This window comes from Streptomyces solicamelliae (assembly GCF_045348655.1).
Taxonomy (GTDB): domain Bacteria; phylum Actinomycetota; class Actinomycetes; order Streptomycetales; family Streptomycetaceae; genus Streptomyces; species Streptomyces solicamelliae.
This window is the reverse complement of record NZ_CP160404.1, coordinates 1,649,656-1,663,764: the sequence shown is the minus strand read 5'-3', so window position 1 is coordinate 1,663,764 and position 14,109 is coordinate 1,649,656. Positions and strand designations below refer to the sequence as shown.

The following is a 14,109-nucleotide window of genomic DNA, read 5'->3' as shown; positions in this document are numbered from 1 at the left end:
GCTTGGTCAGGAAAGGTAGCAGCCGATGGAGCTGGACGGGAGGGTCGCCGTCGTCACCGGCGGCACACGGGGCGTCGGGGCGGGCATCGCCCGGGCGTTCCTGCGGGCCGGCGCACGGGTCGTGACCTGCGCACGGAGGCCGCCGGACGCACCGGTCGAAGAGGCGGGCCGGCGGGCCGAGTTCCGTCCCGTCGACCTGCGGGACGAGGGCGCGGTGAGGGAGTTCTTCGCCGACGTCGCGCAGTCGTACGGGCGGCTCGACGTACTCGTCAACAACGCGGGCGGTGCGCCGTACCGGCTGCTCGGGGAGGGCGGCGCGGAGCGCCACGCACGCGTGCTCGCGCTCAACCTCACCGCGCCGCTCACCGCCACGCTCGCCGCGTACGAGCAGCTGCGGGCGGCGCGCGGCTCGGTCGTGATGATCGGCAGCGTGAGCGGTGCGCGCCCCTCGCCGGGCACGGCGGCGTACGGGGCGGCCAAGGCCGGCCTGGAGCACCTGGCGCGCTCGATGGCCGTCGAATGGGCCCCGGAGGTACGGGTCAACACGCTCGTCCTCGGCATGGTCCGCACCGAACTGACGCACCTGCACTACGGGGACGAGGACGGGGTCGCGGCTGTCGCCCGCACCGTCCCGCTGGGCCGGCTCGCCGAGCCCGCCGACGTCGGCGAGGCCGCCGTGTTCCTCGCCTCGGACCGGGCCGCGTACGTCACCGGAGCCTCGCTCCTCGTCCACGGGGGAGGGGAGCGCCCCGCCTTCCTGGACGCCGCAACTGTCAACAAGGAGAGCTGAGATGGGTATCTGCGACGGACGCGTCGTGATCGTGACGGGCGCCGGACGGGGGCTCGGCCGGGCGCACGCCCTGGCCTTCGCCGCCGAGGGTGCGAAGGTCGTCGTCAACGACCTCGGGGTCGGCCTCGACGGCCGGCCCGGGGCGGACAGCCCGGCCGCGCAGGTCGTCGAGGAGATCCGTGCAGCGGGCGGCGAGGCCGTCGCGCACGGCGGCGACGTGGCGACGGCGGACGGGGCGGCGTCCCTGGTCGCGACCGCGGTCGACGCGTACGGACGGCTCGACGCGCTGGTCAACAACGCGGGCTTCCTGCGGGACCGGATGCTGGTCAACCTCGACGAGGACGACTGGGACGCGGTCATGCGGGTGCACGTGAAGGGCCACTTCCTGCCGCTGAAGCACGCGGCGGCGTACTGGCGCGCCGCGTCCAAGGCGGGCCGCGAGGTGACCGCGCGGGTCGTCAACACCACGTCGGGGGCGGGGCTGCTGGGCAGCGTCGGTCAGGGCAACTACGCGGCGGCGAAGGCGGGGATCGTCGGGCTGACGCTGGTCGCGTCGGCGGAGCTGGCCCGGTACGGCGTCCAGGTCAACGCGATCGCCCCGGCGGCCCGGACCCGGATGACCGAGGAGGTCTTCGGCGACCTGGACGCCGCGCCGGAGGACGTGTCGCCACTGGTGGTCTGGCTGGGCTCGGCCGCCTCGGCGGGGGTGACCGGGCGCGTCTTCGAGGCGGAAGGCGGGCGGATCACCGTCATGGAGGGCTGGCACGCCGGCCCGACGGTGCGGCGCGAGGGCCGGTGGAGTCCGGCGGAGTCCGGCGAGGCGACGCTCAAGCTGCTGGCCGACGCGCGGACGCCGGGAGCGGTGTACGGGGCGGGGTGACGCGCTCGGGGGCGGGAGGCCCTACTCCGTCAGCCGCGTCGTCGCGGCGCGCTGGCGGGCGGTCGCGCCGGTGAGGAAGCGGGTGACGGTCTCCAGCTGCTCGGTGGTGAACTCCTCGTAGAGTTCGTGCACTTCACGCGCCCAGTCGTCGAACAGCGGGGCGAGCTCGGCCAGTTTCTCCGGGCGGGGCTCGACGAGCACCCGGCGCTTGTCCGTCGGGTGCTTCACCCTGCGCACGTACCCCTTGCGCTCCAGCCGGTCGATCAGCCCGGTCACCGAGGCCGGGGCGAGGCCCGAGAACTCGGCCAACTCCTTCGCGGTGAGCGACCCGTGCCGCTGGAGCAGATCGAGCGTCTTGGTCTCGGTCGCGCCCAGGTCCTGCTTCGCCGCGACCGCCGTGTGGAAGGCGACGGCGGCGGCGCTGGAGTCGCGGCCGGCCTCGGTGAGGGCGGAGATCACCTCGGCCCGGTGGGGTGTCTGCTCGCTCATGACAGCAGCCTCTCACAGATGTTTCGTTCGATGGAACGAAGGATTTGCGGTCAGGGTGCCCGGGGTGCGGCCTGGCCTGCGGCGGTTGCGATGGTCATGGCGATCCATTTATTTCGTTCGAGCTAACGAAATAAACCTCGCGGACGGCGCCGCGGCCGCCCCTCCGTGCCGCTGGGCGGCGGTCGTCCCCACCACGGCCTGACTGCGGTACCGGCAACGCCCGGGCCCCGCAGATCCCCGCGCCCTGGCGGCGGTCAGCGGGCGGTGAGTTCCAGCGCTCGCAGGGCCAGCGCCCAGCCCAGCCGGGCCTCGCCGCACTCCGCGGGCAGGCCGGTCAGTTCGGCGACGCGGCCGATGCGGTTGAGGACCGTGTTCCGGTGGCAGTACAGCCGCTCCGCGGTCCGCGAGGCCGAGCAGCCGGTGTCCAGCCAGACGCGCAGCGTCTCCAGGAGCACCGGCCGCTCGGCCCCGCTGCGCAGCACCCCGTCGAGATGACGCAGCACCAGCCGCTCGGCGAGCTCCCGGTCCGCGCCGAGCAGCGCGTGCACCAGCCGCTCGTCGAGCTCGGCGACCTCGGCGCCGCCCGGCGGCAGCGTGCCCAGCGCCCGTACCGCGTGCCGGAGCCCCTGGTCGGCGAGGGCCAGCTCCTCGAAGGCCGGCGAGATCCCGGCCGTACGGCCGAGGTCCCGGCGCAGCGCCGCGGCCAGCGTCCGCGTACCGGCCGGGCCGAGCCGTACGAGCCCGGCCAGCCGCTCGCCGCGCGGCCGCCAGAACGACCACAGCCCCTCCGCCTCCAGGGCGGGCGCCGGATCCGCCGGGGCGGCCGGGTCCTGGGCGACGACCACCACGGCGTACCGGTCGCGCACCGGCGCGCCCAGCGCGTCGGCCGCCGCCGCGGCCACCGCCGGATCGCCGCCCCGGCCGTCGAGCAGCGCCTCGAACAGGGCGCCGCGCCGTGAGTCCTCCCGGTGCCGGAGCTCCAGGGCGGTGATCCGGTACGTGTCCGCCATCACCGACGAGTAGCGGTCGATGGTCTCCCACACCGCCCCGGCCATGTCGCCCACCATCCGCTGCTCGGCCGGCGACCGGTCGCGCATGCGGTCCGCCATCGCCTGCCAGATCACCCGCCCGCCGCGCCGGTACGCCTTCAGCACGGTGGCGAGCGGCATGCTCTGTTCGGCGCGCAGCCGCCCCGTCTCGGCGGCGGCCTCGTCGAGGCGGTCACCGGCCTCTCGCAGGCCGCCGAGGTCCTTCAGGGCCAGCTCCACGTTTCGGCGGCAGGCCAGCCGGAGATCCGCCCGCGCGACCGGCCTGCCCGACGCGTAGAGCGGGCTGTGTGCGTGGATGTCGTCGACCAGGGTGTCCGTGAGCCGGTCGAGATCGTCGAGCAGCGCCAGGGCCAGCTCACGCCGCAGACCCAGCTCGTCCTCGTTCATGGGCGCAGGTTAGGCGTCTGCACCGCCCTGCGGAAGGACCGAGGGCCGACGCCCATGAGCACCCCCCGCACCTTGGGCGTCTGCACATGGCCGTACGGGCGGCCCTGTCCGATTCTGAACCGACCCGCGAGAAACCGTAGGAGCCGTCATGTCGCTCAGTGCCGCCACCCTGCTCTCCGACTCCGCCCGCCGGCACCCCGGCCGCGTCGCCGTCGTCGAGGGCGACCTGCGTCTCACGTACGCCGCGCTGTGGGACGACGCCCTGCGGTTCGCCGCCGTCCTGCGGGAGCGGGGCGTCCGCCCCGGTGACCGCGTCGCGGTGCTGCTGCCCAACACGGCCGACTTCCCCCGCGCCTACTACGCGGTGCTCGCCGCCGGCGCGACGGTCGTACCCGTGCACGCGCTGCTCGTCCCCGACGAGGTCGCGTACGTCCTGCGGCACAGCGGTGCGAAGGCGCTCGTCAGCGGCGGGCCGCTGCGCCCGGTGGCGGTGGAGGCCGCGGCCGCGGCCGGCATCGCGGTGCTCGCGGTCACCACGGAGGCGGAACCGCTGCCGTACGCGGAGGAGCGCGACGCCTCCGACACCGCGGCCGTGCTCTACACCAGCGGCACCACGGGCCGCCCGAAGGGGGCCAGGCTCACCCATCTCAACCTCGTCCTCAACGCCTCCGTCTGCGCCGCCGACCTGCTGCGCCTGACGCCCGAGGACACGGTCCTCGGCTGTCTCCCGCTGTTCCACAGCTACGGTCAGAGCTGCGCCATGAACGCCACGCTGCGGACCGGCGCCACGCTCGTGCTGCTGCCCCGCTTCACCGGGCCCGCCGCCCTGGACATGATGATCCGCGAGCGGGTCACCGTGTTCATGGGCGTGCCGACGATGTACCACGCCCTCGCCGAGGCCGCGGCCGCCGACGAGCGCCGCCCCGAGGCCCTGCGGGTGGGCGTCTCCGGCGGCGCGGCGCTGCCGGTCGCGCTGCTCGAACGCTTCGAGGAGCTCTTCGGCACCGTGATCCTGGAGGGCTACGGGCTGACCGAGACCTCCCCGGTCGCCACCTTCAACCAGTTCTCCGGCCGCCGCCCCGGCACCGTCGGCCACCCCGTGTGGGGCGTCGACATCGCCGTCGCCGACCCCGAGCAGGACCGCACCGTGGTGCCGCTGCCCGACGGGGAGGTCGGCGAGGTGCTGGTGCGCGGGCACAACGTGTTCGCCGGCTATCTCGACGACCCCGAGGCCACCGCCGCCGTCCTGGTCGACGGCTGGTTCCGTACCGGCGACCTCGGTGTCCGCGACAAGGACGGCTACCTCAGCATCGTCGACCGCAAGAAGGACCTGATCATCCGCGGCGGCTACAACGTGTACCCGCGCGAGGTCGAGGAGGTCCTCGCCCGGCACCCGGCCGTCGCCCAGGTCGCCGTGATCGGACTGCCCGACCCGGTGCGCGGCGAGGAGATCTGCGCCGTGGTCGTGCCGCGCGGGGACGCCGCGGGGCCCGGCGCCGACGACGAGACGCGCCGGGCCGTCGCGGACGAGCTGGTGAGCTGGAGCCGCGAGCGGCTCGGCGGCCACAAGTACCCGCGGACCGTCCGCTTCCTGCCGGAGCTGCCGCTCGGCCCGAGCGGCAAGGTCCTCAAGCGGGACCTGCGGGAGAGCTGCGCGTGAGCGAGGCCGTCGCCACCCGGCCTGGAGTGCCGAACGTCCCGTGACGACGTTCGGAGGCCCGGAAGGCCCTGCCCGGCCCGCGCACGCCCCGCGCGAGGAGGACGGCGGGTCCGGGGCCCGTGACCCCGGGCCACGGGCCCCGCCCCGATTCCCGGACAGTGGGAAACCGCGCTCCCCGGACGGCCGGGGCGCTGCCTAGCCTCGGCGCACGGTCGGGAGCTCGTCGGCGCCCCGCACTCCGAGAAAGCAGAGGTGGACCTCCCGTGACTGCACTCGACGAAACCCCCCGGGTCATCGACGCCGGAACCCCGCCCACCCGCTTCGCCCGCGGCTGGCACTGCCTCGGCCTCGCCGACGACTTCAAGGACGGCGAGCCGCACGAGATCGAGGCCTTCGGCACCCGGCTCGTCGTCTTCCAGGGCGCCGACGACCGGGAACTCCACGTCCTCGATGCCTACTGCCCCCACATGGGCGGCAACCTCGCCCACGGCACGGTCAAGGGCGACGCCGTCGCCTGCCCGTTCCACGACTGGCGCTGGTCCGGCTCGGACGGCCGCTGCGCCGGCATCCCGTACGCCCGGCGCGTCCCGCCGCGCGCCCGCACCCGCGCCTGGCTCACCCTGGAGCGCAACCGGCAGCTCTTCGTCTGGCACGACCCCGAGGGCAACCCGCCCCCGCCGGAGGTCACCGTCCCCGAGATCGAGGGCATCGACAGCGGCGAGTGGTCCGGCTGGTCCTGGAACACCGCCCGGGTGGACGGCTCCCACTGCCGGGAGATCGTCGACAACATCGTCGACATGGCGCACTTCTACTACGTGCACTACGCCTTCCCGACGTACTTCAAGAACGTCTTCGACGGCCATGTCGCCACCCAGTACCTCGAGTCCACGCCCCGCGCGGACATGGAGCTCGGCAACCTCAGCGCCCCGCTGCGCTCCGACGCCTCCTACTACGGCCCGTCCTACATGATCGACCGGGTCTGGTCGGACATCGGCGGCGGCGTGGAGATGGAGAGCATCCTCATCAACTGCCACTACCCGGTGAGCGCGAACAGCTTCGTCCTGCTCTACGGCACGATCGTGAAGAAGCTCCCCGGCATGACGGACGAGCAGGCCGACGAGGCCGCGAAGCTCTTCACCTCGGGCCTCGCCGTCGGCTTCGAGCAGGACATCGAGGTCTGGCGGAACAAGACCCGCATCGACAACCCGCTGCTCAGCGAGGAGGACGGCCCGGTCTACCAGCTCCGGCGCTGGTACGAGCAGTTCTACGTGGACGCGGCCGACGTCACGGACCCGATGGTGCGCCGGTTCGAGTTCGAGATCGACACCGCCCGGGCCAACGAGGCCTGGCGCGCCGAGGTCGCCGAGAACCTCGCGAAGCGGGCGGCCGAGCAGGAGCGGGAGTCCTGATGCGCGCCGTGGCGTGCGGGGTCTGCGGCAACCGGGTGCTGTGCGAGAAGTACAGTCCCGCGCACACCGCCGTGCAGTGGACCGAGGAGGCCGCCGCGGTCTGTCCCCGCATCGCCGAGCGGGTCGCGGCCGGCGAGCCGTCGGCCCGGGTACGGGTCTGCGGCGCCCTCCGGGACAGCATCGACGCCGCCGTCGCGGCGGGGGAGCTGGAGGTGACGGGTGCCTGGTAGCCGCACGCTCCGGGTGGTGGAGGCGGTCCGCGAGACCGCCGACGCCGTCTCCCTGGTCCTGGACCCCGATGGTGTCGAACTCCCTTACCGTGCCGGGCAGTTCCTGACCGTCCGGATTCCCGGCGGCGGTGCGCGCTGCTACTCGCTCGCCAGCTCCCCGCACACCGGCGAGCCGCCCCGGATCACCGTCAAACGGGTCCCGGGCGGCGTCGGCTCGGCCTGGATCTGCGACCGGGTCGCGGTCGGCGACGCGCTGGAAGTGCTGCCGCCGGCCGGGACGTTCGGCCCCGCCGACCTCGACCGCGACCTGCTGCTCGTGGCCGGCGGCAGCGGCATCACCCCGGTCGTCTCGGTCGCCAAGTCGGCGCTGGCGGCCGGGCGCGCCCGGGTGGCGCTGGTGTACGCGAACCGCGCCGAGCCCGCCGTGATCTTCCGCGACGAGCTGCGGGAACTGGCCGAGGACTACCCGGCCCGCTTCACGCTGATCCACTGGCTGGAGTCCCTGCAGGGCCTGCCCACCGCCGACGCCCTCGCCGCCACCGTCGCCCCGTACGCCTCCCGCGACACCTACCTCTGCGGGCCCGTCCCGCTGATGGACGCGGCGGAGGCGGCGGTACGGGCCACCGGGGGCCGTACCGTGCACCGCGAGCGCTACTTCTCCCTCGCCGACGACGTGTTCGCGGCGCCGCCGCCCGTGACCGACGGGCACGGCTACACGGCCGCGGTCGTCCTCGACGGTACGGTCCACGAGGTCGCGGGCGGCCGGGAGACCCCGCTGCTCGACGCGCTCCTGGCGGCCGGCGTGGACGCGCCGTACTCCTGCCGGGAGGGCGCCTGCGCGGCCTGCACCTGCCGGATCGTCTCCGGCGAGACCAAGCTGCTGCGCAACGAGGTCCTCGACGACGCGGACCTCGCCGAGGGCTGGACGCTGGCCTGCCAGACGGTGCCCCTCGGCGACCGCGTCGAGGTCACGTACGACGCGTAGGCGACGGGCCCGCTCCGGAGGGCGGAGGGACCGGCGTCACATCCACTCGCTGGTCCCCAGCCAGCCCATCATCGTGTCCATCGCCTGCTCCGACATGTCCGGCGCGAGCACCGGCCCGGCCGGCGCGGCCGCCGTCCGCCGGGACGGGCGGCCGGGCCCGAACAGGTCCTGCCACACCGCACGGGCACAGGCGCGCACCGCCGGCGCGAGCCGCTCCAGGTCGCGGTGCGCGCCCCGGCCGGAGACCGAGACCGCGGCGATCGCCCGGCCCGAGCCGCGCAGCGGGGCGGCCACGCAGGACACCCCGCGACAGGTCTCCTCCAGGTCGAACGCCACCCCGCGGTCCCGCACCTCGGCGAGCCGTGAGCGCAGCCGCGCCGGTGCCACGACCGTGCGCGGCGTGTGCGCCCGCAGCCGCCCGGCGAGGACGGACTCGACGACCGCCGGGTCCCCGTGCGCGAGCAGCGCCTTGCCGGCGGCCGTGGAGTGCGCGGACATCCGCCCGCCGACGCGGGACGGGACGCCGGTGTCGGCGGAGCCGCCGATGCGTTCCAGGCAGACGATCTCGGCGCCGTCGAGTACGTACAGGTGCACCAGCGCACCCGTCGACTCGTGCAGCGCGTGCAGCCGCGGCAGCGCGGCCCGGCGCAGCCGGTTGTGGTGCGCGGCGAGCGCGCCGAGTTCCAGCATCCGCATGCCCATCCGGTAGTCCCGGCCCTCCCGGTCCAGCCAGCGCAGCCGGACCAGCTGGTCGAGGATGCGGTGGGCGGAGGAGCGGGGGAGGCCGGAGCGGCGGATCACCTCGGTGAGGGACAGGCGCGGCTCGGGCCCGTCGAAGGCGGCGAGCACGCGGGCCGCCTTGTCCAGGAGGGACGGTGCGGCCGGTGCGCCGACGAGCTCAGCGGTCATGGGCGTCTCCCGGGGGGACAGAGCGCCGCCGCGCCTTCGCGACGGGCTTGGCGTGACGTTGCGCAGACCCTGCCACGGCCCTTCCGGCCCGGGGAAGACACCTGCACCACTTATTTCTATTAGGCATATCGTCGGGTTCCCGCTCAGCGGGAACGCCGTATGTCGTTCCGAAACACCCCGGGCGTACGGTCCAGCCACTTCCACTCCTTCCGAAGAAGAGAGGACACGCGATGAGCGACGCCACCGGAGCCGTCCTCGAGGCGGTCCGGGCCCTGGCCCCCGCCCTGCGCGAGCGGGCCGCCGAGGCCGAGGCCGCACGCAGGGTCCCCGACGCCTCCGTCCGGGAGCTGGCGGAGACGGGCTTCTTCAAGCTGCTCCAGCCGCGCGCCCACGGCGGCCACGCCGCCGACCCCGCCGTCTTCTACGCCGCCGTCAAGGAGATCGCCCGGGCCTGCGGCTCCACCGGCTGGGTGGCCTCCGTCGTCGGCGTCCACCCCTGGCACGTCGCCCTGTACGAGGCGAAGGCGCAGGACGAGGTGTGGGGCGCCGACCCGGACGCCCGGATCTGCTCCTCGTACGCCCCCACCGGCACCGTCACCCCCGTCGACGGAGGCTTCCTGCTCGACGGCCGCTGGCACTTCTCCTCCGGCTGCGACCACACCGACTGGGCCCTGCTCGGCGGACTGGTCACCGACGCGGACGGCCGGCCCGTCGACATGCGCACCTTCCTCGTGCCGCGCGCCGAGTACCGGATCGACGACGTCTGGGACACCGTCGGGCTGCGCGGCTCCGGCTCCAACGACATCGTCTGCGAGGGCGTGTTCGTGCCCGAGCACCGGGCCCTCAGCTTCGGCCCGGTGACCGCGCTCGACACCCCCGGGCAGAAGGTCCACAGTGAGCCGCTGTACCGCCTGCCGTACGCGGCCGTCTTCACCACCACCATCTCCACCCCGATCGTCGGCATCGCCGAGGGCGCCCACGAGGCGTACGCCGCCGCCACCCGCGAACGGTTCCGCGTCTCGTACGGGCAGCAGGTCGCCCAGGACCCCTTCGCGCAGGTCCGGATCGCCCGCGCGGCGAGCGACATCGACGCCTCCTGGCTGCAGCTCACCCGGAACATCGCCGAGCTGTACGAACTGGCCGTGCGCGGCGAACCGCTGCCCATGGCGCTGCGCGCCCGCACCCGGCGCGACCAGGTGCTCGCCACCGAACGGGCCGTCGCCGCCGTCGACCTGCTGATGGAGAACGCCGGCGGCAGCGCGATGCGCACCGGGCCCAGCCCCGTCCAGCGCGCCTGGCGCGATGTGCACACCGGCCGCGGCCACGCCGCAAACGACCCCGAGCGCGCGCTCGCGCTGTACGGGCAGTCGGTGCTCGGCCTCGACATCGAGGACACGATGCTGTGATCACGTACGAGTCGACCTCCCGCACCGCGAAGGCCGCCGGCCTCACCCTGCACTACCACGAGGCGGGCCCCGGCGACCCGGACGCCCCGGTCGTCGTGATGCTGCACGGCGGCGGCCCCGGCGCCTCCGCCTGGTCCAACTTCGGCGGCAACCTGCCCGTCTTCGCGGAACACTTCCGCACCCTGCTGATCGACCAACCCTGCTTCGGCCGCTCCGACAAGCCCGAGCCCGACCGCGACTACTTCTCGTTCAGCGCCGCCGCGGTCGCCGCGCTGCTCGGCGAACTCGGGGTCGAGCGGGCCCACTTCCTCGGCAACTCGCTCGGCGGCGGCACCGCCGTCCGGGTCGCCCTCGACCACCCCCACCTGGTCGGCAAGCTGCTGCTCATGGGTCCCGGCGGGATCTCCGTCAACTTGTTCTCGCCCGACCCCACCGAGGGCATCAAGCAGCTCTTCGCCTTCAACTCCGCGCCCGCGCCCACCCGGGAGCAGATGCGGGCGTTCCTGCTGACCATGGCGTACGACCCGGCGATCGTCACCGACGCCTTCGTCGAGGAGCGCTACACCCGGGCCGTCGACCCAGAGTCCCGGCTCGGCGCGGCCCGCATGGGCGCCGCCTTCGCCGCCTGGCCGGCCGACACCATGCTCTGGCGCGAGGCCCACCGCATCACCCAGCCCACCCTGCTGACCTGGGGACGCGAGGACCGCACCAACCCGCTCGACGGCGCGCTGCTCGCCCTGCGCACCATCCCCGACGCCCGGCTGCACGTCTTCCCGCACTGCGGCCACTGGGCGCAGACCGAGGCGTTCGACGCGTTCAACCGCCTCGCCCTCGACTTCTTCTCGCACTGACCCACACGTGAGGACCCCCGCCATGGACATCCGCTCGCTCGGCTACCTCCGCATCGGCACCGCCGACCTGCCCGCCTGGCGCCGCTACGCCCTCGACATCCTCGGCATGGTCGAGGGCGAGGGCTCCGGCGACACCGTCCTGCACACCCGCATCGACGACCGGATCCGCCGCTTCTCCTTCGTCGCCGGCGACACCGACCGGCTGCTCGCCGCCGGCTTCGAACTGCCCAACGCCCGCGCCCTCGCCGAGGCCGCCGAGGAACTGGAGGCGCACGGCTTCCCCGTGAAGCACGCCGACGAGGCCACCCTCGCCGAGCGCCGCGTCCAGGGCCTGATCCACGTCGACGACCCGGCCGGCAATCCGCTGGAGCTGTACTGGGGACAGGCCCAGGACCACAGCCCGCTGGGCACCCCGTACGGCAACCGCTTCGTCACGGGCGACGACCTCGGCCTCGGCCATGTCGTGCTGCCCGCACCGGACATGGAGGCCGCGGTCGGCTTCTACGAGGCCCTGCTCGGCTTCCAGCTGCGCGACCGGATGAAGCTGCCGCCGGTCGCGGTGCCCACCGGCGAGCCCGGCCGCGACTTCTACTGGATGAACTTCCTCAGCCCCAACGCCCGCCACCACAGCCTCGGGCTGTACCCCGGCGCGCTGCCGCCCGGGATCGTCCACTTCATGGTCGAGACCGACTCGCTCGACGCCGTCGGCTACTGCCTGGACCGGATGAACGCGGCCGGCATCCCCATCGCCTCCACCCTCGGCCGGCACTCCAACGACCACATGGTCTCCTTCTACGCCCAGGCCCCCGGCGGCTTCCAGGTCGAGTACGGCTGGGACGGGCTGATCGTCGACCCGGCGGCCTGGACGACGAAGGAGATCACCTCCGACAGCCTCTGGGGCCACGCGTGGAACGGCTGACGGACCGGCGGACAGAACGCCCGACGGACCGCCGGATGAGGCACGTCCTCGGCCACTTCGCGACCGGCATCACCGTCGTCGCGGCCCTGGACGGCGACGGCCGGCCCACCGGTCTGGCCGTGCAGTCCTTCGCCTCGCTCTCCCTCGACCCGCCGCTCGTGCTGCTCTGCGTCGGGAAGCACTCCACCAGCTGGCCGAAGGTCGAGCGGGCGGGCCGGTTCGGGGTGTCGATCCTCGCCGAGGACCAGCGGGACGTCTGCGCCGCGCTCGGCCGCCCCGGCCCCGACAAGTTCGCCGGCCTCGACTGGACGGCCGGCGACGGCGGCGCCGTGCACGTCGGGGGCGCGCTCGCCACGCTCGACTGCTCGGTGCACACCGTCCAGGAGGCCGGCGACCACCACATGGTGACCGCCCGCGTCCTCGCCCTCGACGCCCGCGACGACGGCACGCCCCTCGTCTACTACCGCAGCGACTACGCGACAGGAGTGTTCTCGTGAAGGACGGCGTGCACACGTACGACGTCGTGGTCGTCGGCTCCGGCGCCGCCGGATTCGCCGCCGCGATCACCGCGCGGCTGCGCGGACTGTCCGCACTGGTCGTCGAGAAGACCGACCGGTACGGCGGCTCCACCGCGCTGTCCGGCGGCGCGATCTGGGTCCCCGGCAACCTGCACCTCGACGCGGCCGGTCTCGGCGACACGTACGAGAAGGCCCGCGCCTACCTCGACGCGACCGTCGGCGACCGCGTCCCGGACGCCCGCAAGGACGCGTATCTGCGCCACGGGCCGCGCATGGTGCGGGAGTTCCACGAGCGGACCGAGGTCCGCTTCATGTACACCCCGGGCTACGCGGACTACTACCCGGAGGCGCTCGGCGGCATGGCCCAGGGCCGCTCGGTCGAGCCGCGGCTGATGGACCTGCGGCGGCTCGGACCGCACGCCGCGACGATGCGGCGGGCCGGACTGCCCACGTACGGCCTGACGATGACGTCGTACGACTTCCGCCACCTGAACATGGTCACCCGCACCTGGGCCGGAAAGCGGACCGCACTGCGCGTCGGGCTGCGAGCCGTCAGGGCGAGGCTCACCGGCCGGAGGCCGCTCTCGCTCGGCGAGGCACTGATCGCACGGATGCGGTACGCGCTGGACCGGCTCGGCGGGGAGCTGTGGCTGTCGGCGCCGGTCGCGGAGCTGCTGACGGAGGACGGGCGGGTCACCGGAGTACGGCTCGCGGACGGCCGGACGGTGCGGGCGCGGGGCGGTGTCGTGCTGGCCTCCGGGGGCTACTCGCACGACCAGGAGCTGCGCGAGAAGCACCTGCCCGCGCCGACGTCCACGGACTGGACGCACGCCGCGGAGGGGCAGACGGGGGACGCGCTGCGGTTCGGCGAGGAGCTGGGCGCGGCGACGGACCTGCTCGACAAGGTGTGGGGCGCGCCGTCGGTCTGCCCGCCGGGCGAGAGGCCGTTCTTTCTGGTCGCGGACCGGGGCATCCCCGGGATGGTGATCGTGAACGCGGCGGGGGAGCGGTACGCGAACGAGGCGGCGCCGTACCACGAGTTCGTGGACCGCATGTACGCCTGCGACCGCCCGGACGCGACGACCGTGCCCTCGTGGCTGATCCTGGACGCCCGTTCCAAGGCGAGGTACGTCTTCGCGGGGCTGTTCCCGGGGCAGTCGTTCCCGAAGCGCTGGAAGGACTTCGTGGTCGGGGCCGGGTCGATCGCGGAACTGTCCCGCCGCATCGGCGCCCCCGGCCTCGAAGCGGCGGTCTCCCGCTTCAACGGCTTCGCCGAGGCGGGCCGGGACGAGGACTTCGGCCGCGGCGACTCGGTGTACGACCGCTACTACGGCGACCCGACCCTGAAGAACCCCAACCTCGCGCCCCTGGACAAGGCCCCGTACTACGCGATCCCGGTCCACCCCGGCGACATCGGCACCAAGGGCGGCCTGGTCACCGACCCCGACGCCCGCGTCCTGAGGGAGGACGGCACCCCCGTCCCCGGCCTCTACGCCGCCGGCAACTGCTCCTCCGCGGTCATGGGCGACACGTACCCGGGCCCGGGCGCCACGATAGGCCCGGCGATGGCCTTCGCCTGGGCGGCGGTCAACGCGATCGCGGAGGAGCGGGGGTAGGCGTTCCGGGC

14 protein-coding genes are annotated in these 14,109 nt (G+C 74.1%); 11 read left to right on the top strand and 3 right to left on the bottom strand.

What is annotated here, in order from left to right; genetic code table 11:
* The first annotated feature begins 25 nt into the window (after positions 1-25).
* Both ABZO31_RS07695 and ABZO31_RS07690 read left to right on the top strand, forming a co-directional pair.
* Positions 26-790: an SDR family oxidoreductase gene (locus ABZO31_RS07695; RefSeq protein WP_406860343.1), complete on the top strand. Its 765-nt coding sequence runs from the start codon at positions 26-28 to the stop codon at positions 788-790.
* A 1-nt stretch (position 791) separates the two neighbouring features.
* Positions 792-1,670, top strand: a complete 879-nt coding sequence (locus ABZO31_RS07690; protein ID WP_406860342.1) for an SDR family oxidoreductase — start codon at positions 792-794, stop codon at positions 1,668-1,670.
* A 21-nt stretch (positions 1,671-1,691) separates the two neighbouring features.
* On the opposite strand, the gene ABZO31_RS07685 is transcribed toward ABZO31_RS07690, so the two are convergent.
* Positions 1,692-2,159 (bottom strand): MarR family winged helix-turn-helix transcriptional regulator, encoded by a 468-nt coding sequence (locus tag ABZO31_RS07685; RefSeq protein WP_406860341.1) that lies wholly within the window; start codon positions 2,157-2,159, stop codon positions 1,692-1,694.
* Positions 2,160-2,413: 254 nt separating this feature from the next.
* Positions 2,414-3,595, bottom strand: a complete 1,182-nt coding sequence (locus ABZO31_RS07680) for a PucR family transcriptional regulator (RefSeq protein ID WP_406860340.1) — start codon at positions 3,593-3,595, stop codon at positions 2,414-2,416.
* Positions 3,596-3,743: 148 nt separating this feature from the next.
* Between ABZO31_RS07680 and ABZO31_RS07675 the strand changes: the two genes are divergently transcribed.
* From ABZO31_RS07675 to ABZO31_RS07660, 4 genes are all read left to right on the top strand, one after another.
* Complete coding sequence (locus tag ABZO31_RS07675) at positions 3,744-5,255, top strand: long-chain-fatty-acid--CoA ligase (protein ID WP_406860339.1); 1,512 nt, start codon at positions 3,744-3,746, stop codon at positions 5,253-5,255.
* A gap of 263 nt (positions 5,256-5,518) precedes the next feature.
* On the top strand, positions 5,519-6,664 hold the full coding sequence (locus tag ABZO31_RS07670) for a Rieske 2Fe-2S domain-containing protein (RefSeq protein WP_406860338.1): 1,146 nt from the start codon (positions 5,519-5,521) through the stop codon (positions 6,662-6,664).
* Positions 6,664-6,894 carry a hypothetical protein gene (locus tag ABZO31_RS07665; protein WP_406860337.1) on the top strand — a complete coding sequence of 77 codons (231 nt, stop codon included), beginning with the start codon at positions 6,664-6,666 and terminating at the stop codon, positions 6,892-6,894. Before ABZO31_RS07670 ends, ABZO31_RS07665 begins: the two co-directional genes overlap by 1 nt.
* Entirely contained in the window at positions 6,884-7,879 is a 996-nt protein-coding gene (locus ABZO31_RS07660; RefSeq protein ID WP_406860336.1) for a 2Fe-2S iron-sulfur cluster-binding protein, read from the top strand. The genes ABZO31_RS07665 and ABZO31_RS07660 overlap by 11 nt, the downstream gene beginning before the upstream one ends.
* A gap of 36 nt (positions 7,880-7,915) precedes the next feature.
* On the opposite strand, the gene ABZO31_RS07655 is transcribed toward ABZO31_RS07660, so the two are convergent.
* Positions 7,916-8,788, bottom strand: coding sequence for an IclR family transcriptional regulator (locus tag ABZO31_RS07655; RefSeq protein ID WP_406860335.1), 873 nt, complete (start codon positions 8,786-8,788; stop codon positions 7,916-7,918).
* 230 nt (positions 8,789-9,018) lie between these two features.
* Here ABZO31_RS07655 and hsaA point away from each other — a divergent pair, with 230 nt between their 5' ends.
* The 5 genes from hsaA to ABZO31_RS07630 are packed head-to-tail and all read left to right on the top strand — an operon-like array spanning position 9,019 to position 14,098.
* On the top strand, positions 9,019-10,194 hold the full coding sequence (hsaA, locus tag ABZO31_RS07650; RefSeq protein WP_406860333.1) for a 3-hydroxy-9,10-secoandrosta-1,3,5(10)-triene-9,17-dione monooxygenase oxygenase subunit: 1,176 nt from the start codon (positions 9,019-9,021) through the stop codon (positions 10,192-10,194).
* Positions 10,191-11,045, top strand: coding sequence for a 4,5:9,10-diseco-3-hydroxy-5,9,17-trioxoandrosta-1(10),2-diene-4-oate hydrolase (hsaD, locus tag ABZO31_RS07645; protein ID WP_406860332.1), 855 nt, complete (start codon positions 10,191-10,193; stop codon positions 11,043-11,045). The genes hsaA and hsaD overlap by 4 nt, the downstream gene beginning before the upstream one ends.
* Positions 11,046-11,067: 22 nt before the next feature.
* Positions 11,068-11,964, top strand: coding sequence for a VOC family protein (locus tag ABZO31_RS07640; RefSeq protein WP_406860331.1), 897 nt, complete (start codon positions 11,068-11,070; stop codon positions 11,962-11,964).
* A 35-nt stretch (positions 11,965-11,999) separates the two neighbouring features.
* Positions 12,000-12,461, top strand: a complete 462-nt coding sequence (locus ABZO31_RS07635) for a flavin reductase family protein (RefSeq protein ID WP_406860330.1) — start codon at positions 12,000-12,002, stop codon at positions 12,459-12,461.
* Complete coding sequence (locus ABZO31_RS07630; protein WP_406860329.1) at positions 12,458-14,098, top strand: FAD-dependent oxidoreductase; 1,641 nt, start codon at positions 12,458-12,460, stop codon at positions 14,096-14,098. Before ABZO31_RS07635 ends, ABZO31_RS07630 begins: the two co-directional genes overlap by 4 nt.
* Positions 14,099-14,109 lie beyond the last annotated feature (11 nt).

What these genes read in the sequence shown, in the direction of transcription:
- ABZO31_RS07695 (WP_406860343.1), top strand. Translation starts at nt 26, where the DNA reads ATGGAGCTGGACGGGAGGGTCGCCGTCGTCACCGGCGGCACACGGGGC.
- ABZO31_RS07690 (WP_406860342.1), top strand. Translation starts at nt 792, where the DNA reads ATGGGTATCTGCGACGGACGCGTCGTGATCGTGACGGGCGCCGGACGG.
- ABZO31_RS07685 (WP_406860341.1), bottom strand. Translation starts at nt 2,159, where the DNA reads ATGAGCGAGCAGACACCCCACCGGGCCGAGGTGATCTCCGCCCTCACC.
- ABZO31_RS07680 (WP_406860340.1), bottom strand. Translation starts at nt 3,595, where the DNA reads ATGAACGAGGACGAGCTGGGTCTGCGGCGTGAGCTGGCCCTGGCGCTG.
- ABZO31_RS07675 (WP_406860339.1), top strand. Translation starts at nt 3,744, where the DNA reads ATGTCGCTCAGTGCCGCCACCCTGCTCTCCGACTCCGCCCGCCGGCAC.
- ABZO31_RS07665 (WP_406860337.1), top strand. Translation starts at nt 6,664, where the DNA reads ATGCGCGCCGTGGCGTGCGGGGTCTGCGGCAACCGGGTGCTGTGCGAG.
- ABZO31_RS07655 (WP_406860335.1), bottom strand. Translation starts at nt 8,788, where the DNA reads ATGACCGCTGAGCTCGTCGGCGCACCGGCCGCACCGTCCCTCCTGGAC.
- hsaA (WP_406860333.1), top strand. Translation starts at nt 9,019, where the DNA reads ATGAGCGACGCCACCGGAGCCGTCCTCGAGGCGGTCCGGGCCCTGGCC.
- ABZO31_RS07640 (WP_406860331.1), top strand. Translation starts at nt 11,068, where the DNA reads ATGGACATCCGCTCGCTCGGCTACCTCCGCATCGGCACCGCCGACCTG.
- ABZO31_RS07635 (WP_406860330.1), top strand. Translation starts at nt 12,000, where the DNA reads ATGAGGCACGTCCTCGGCCACTTCGCGACCGGCATCACCGTCGTCGCG.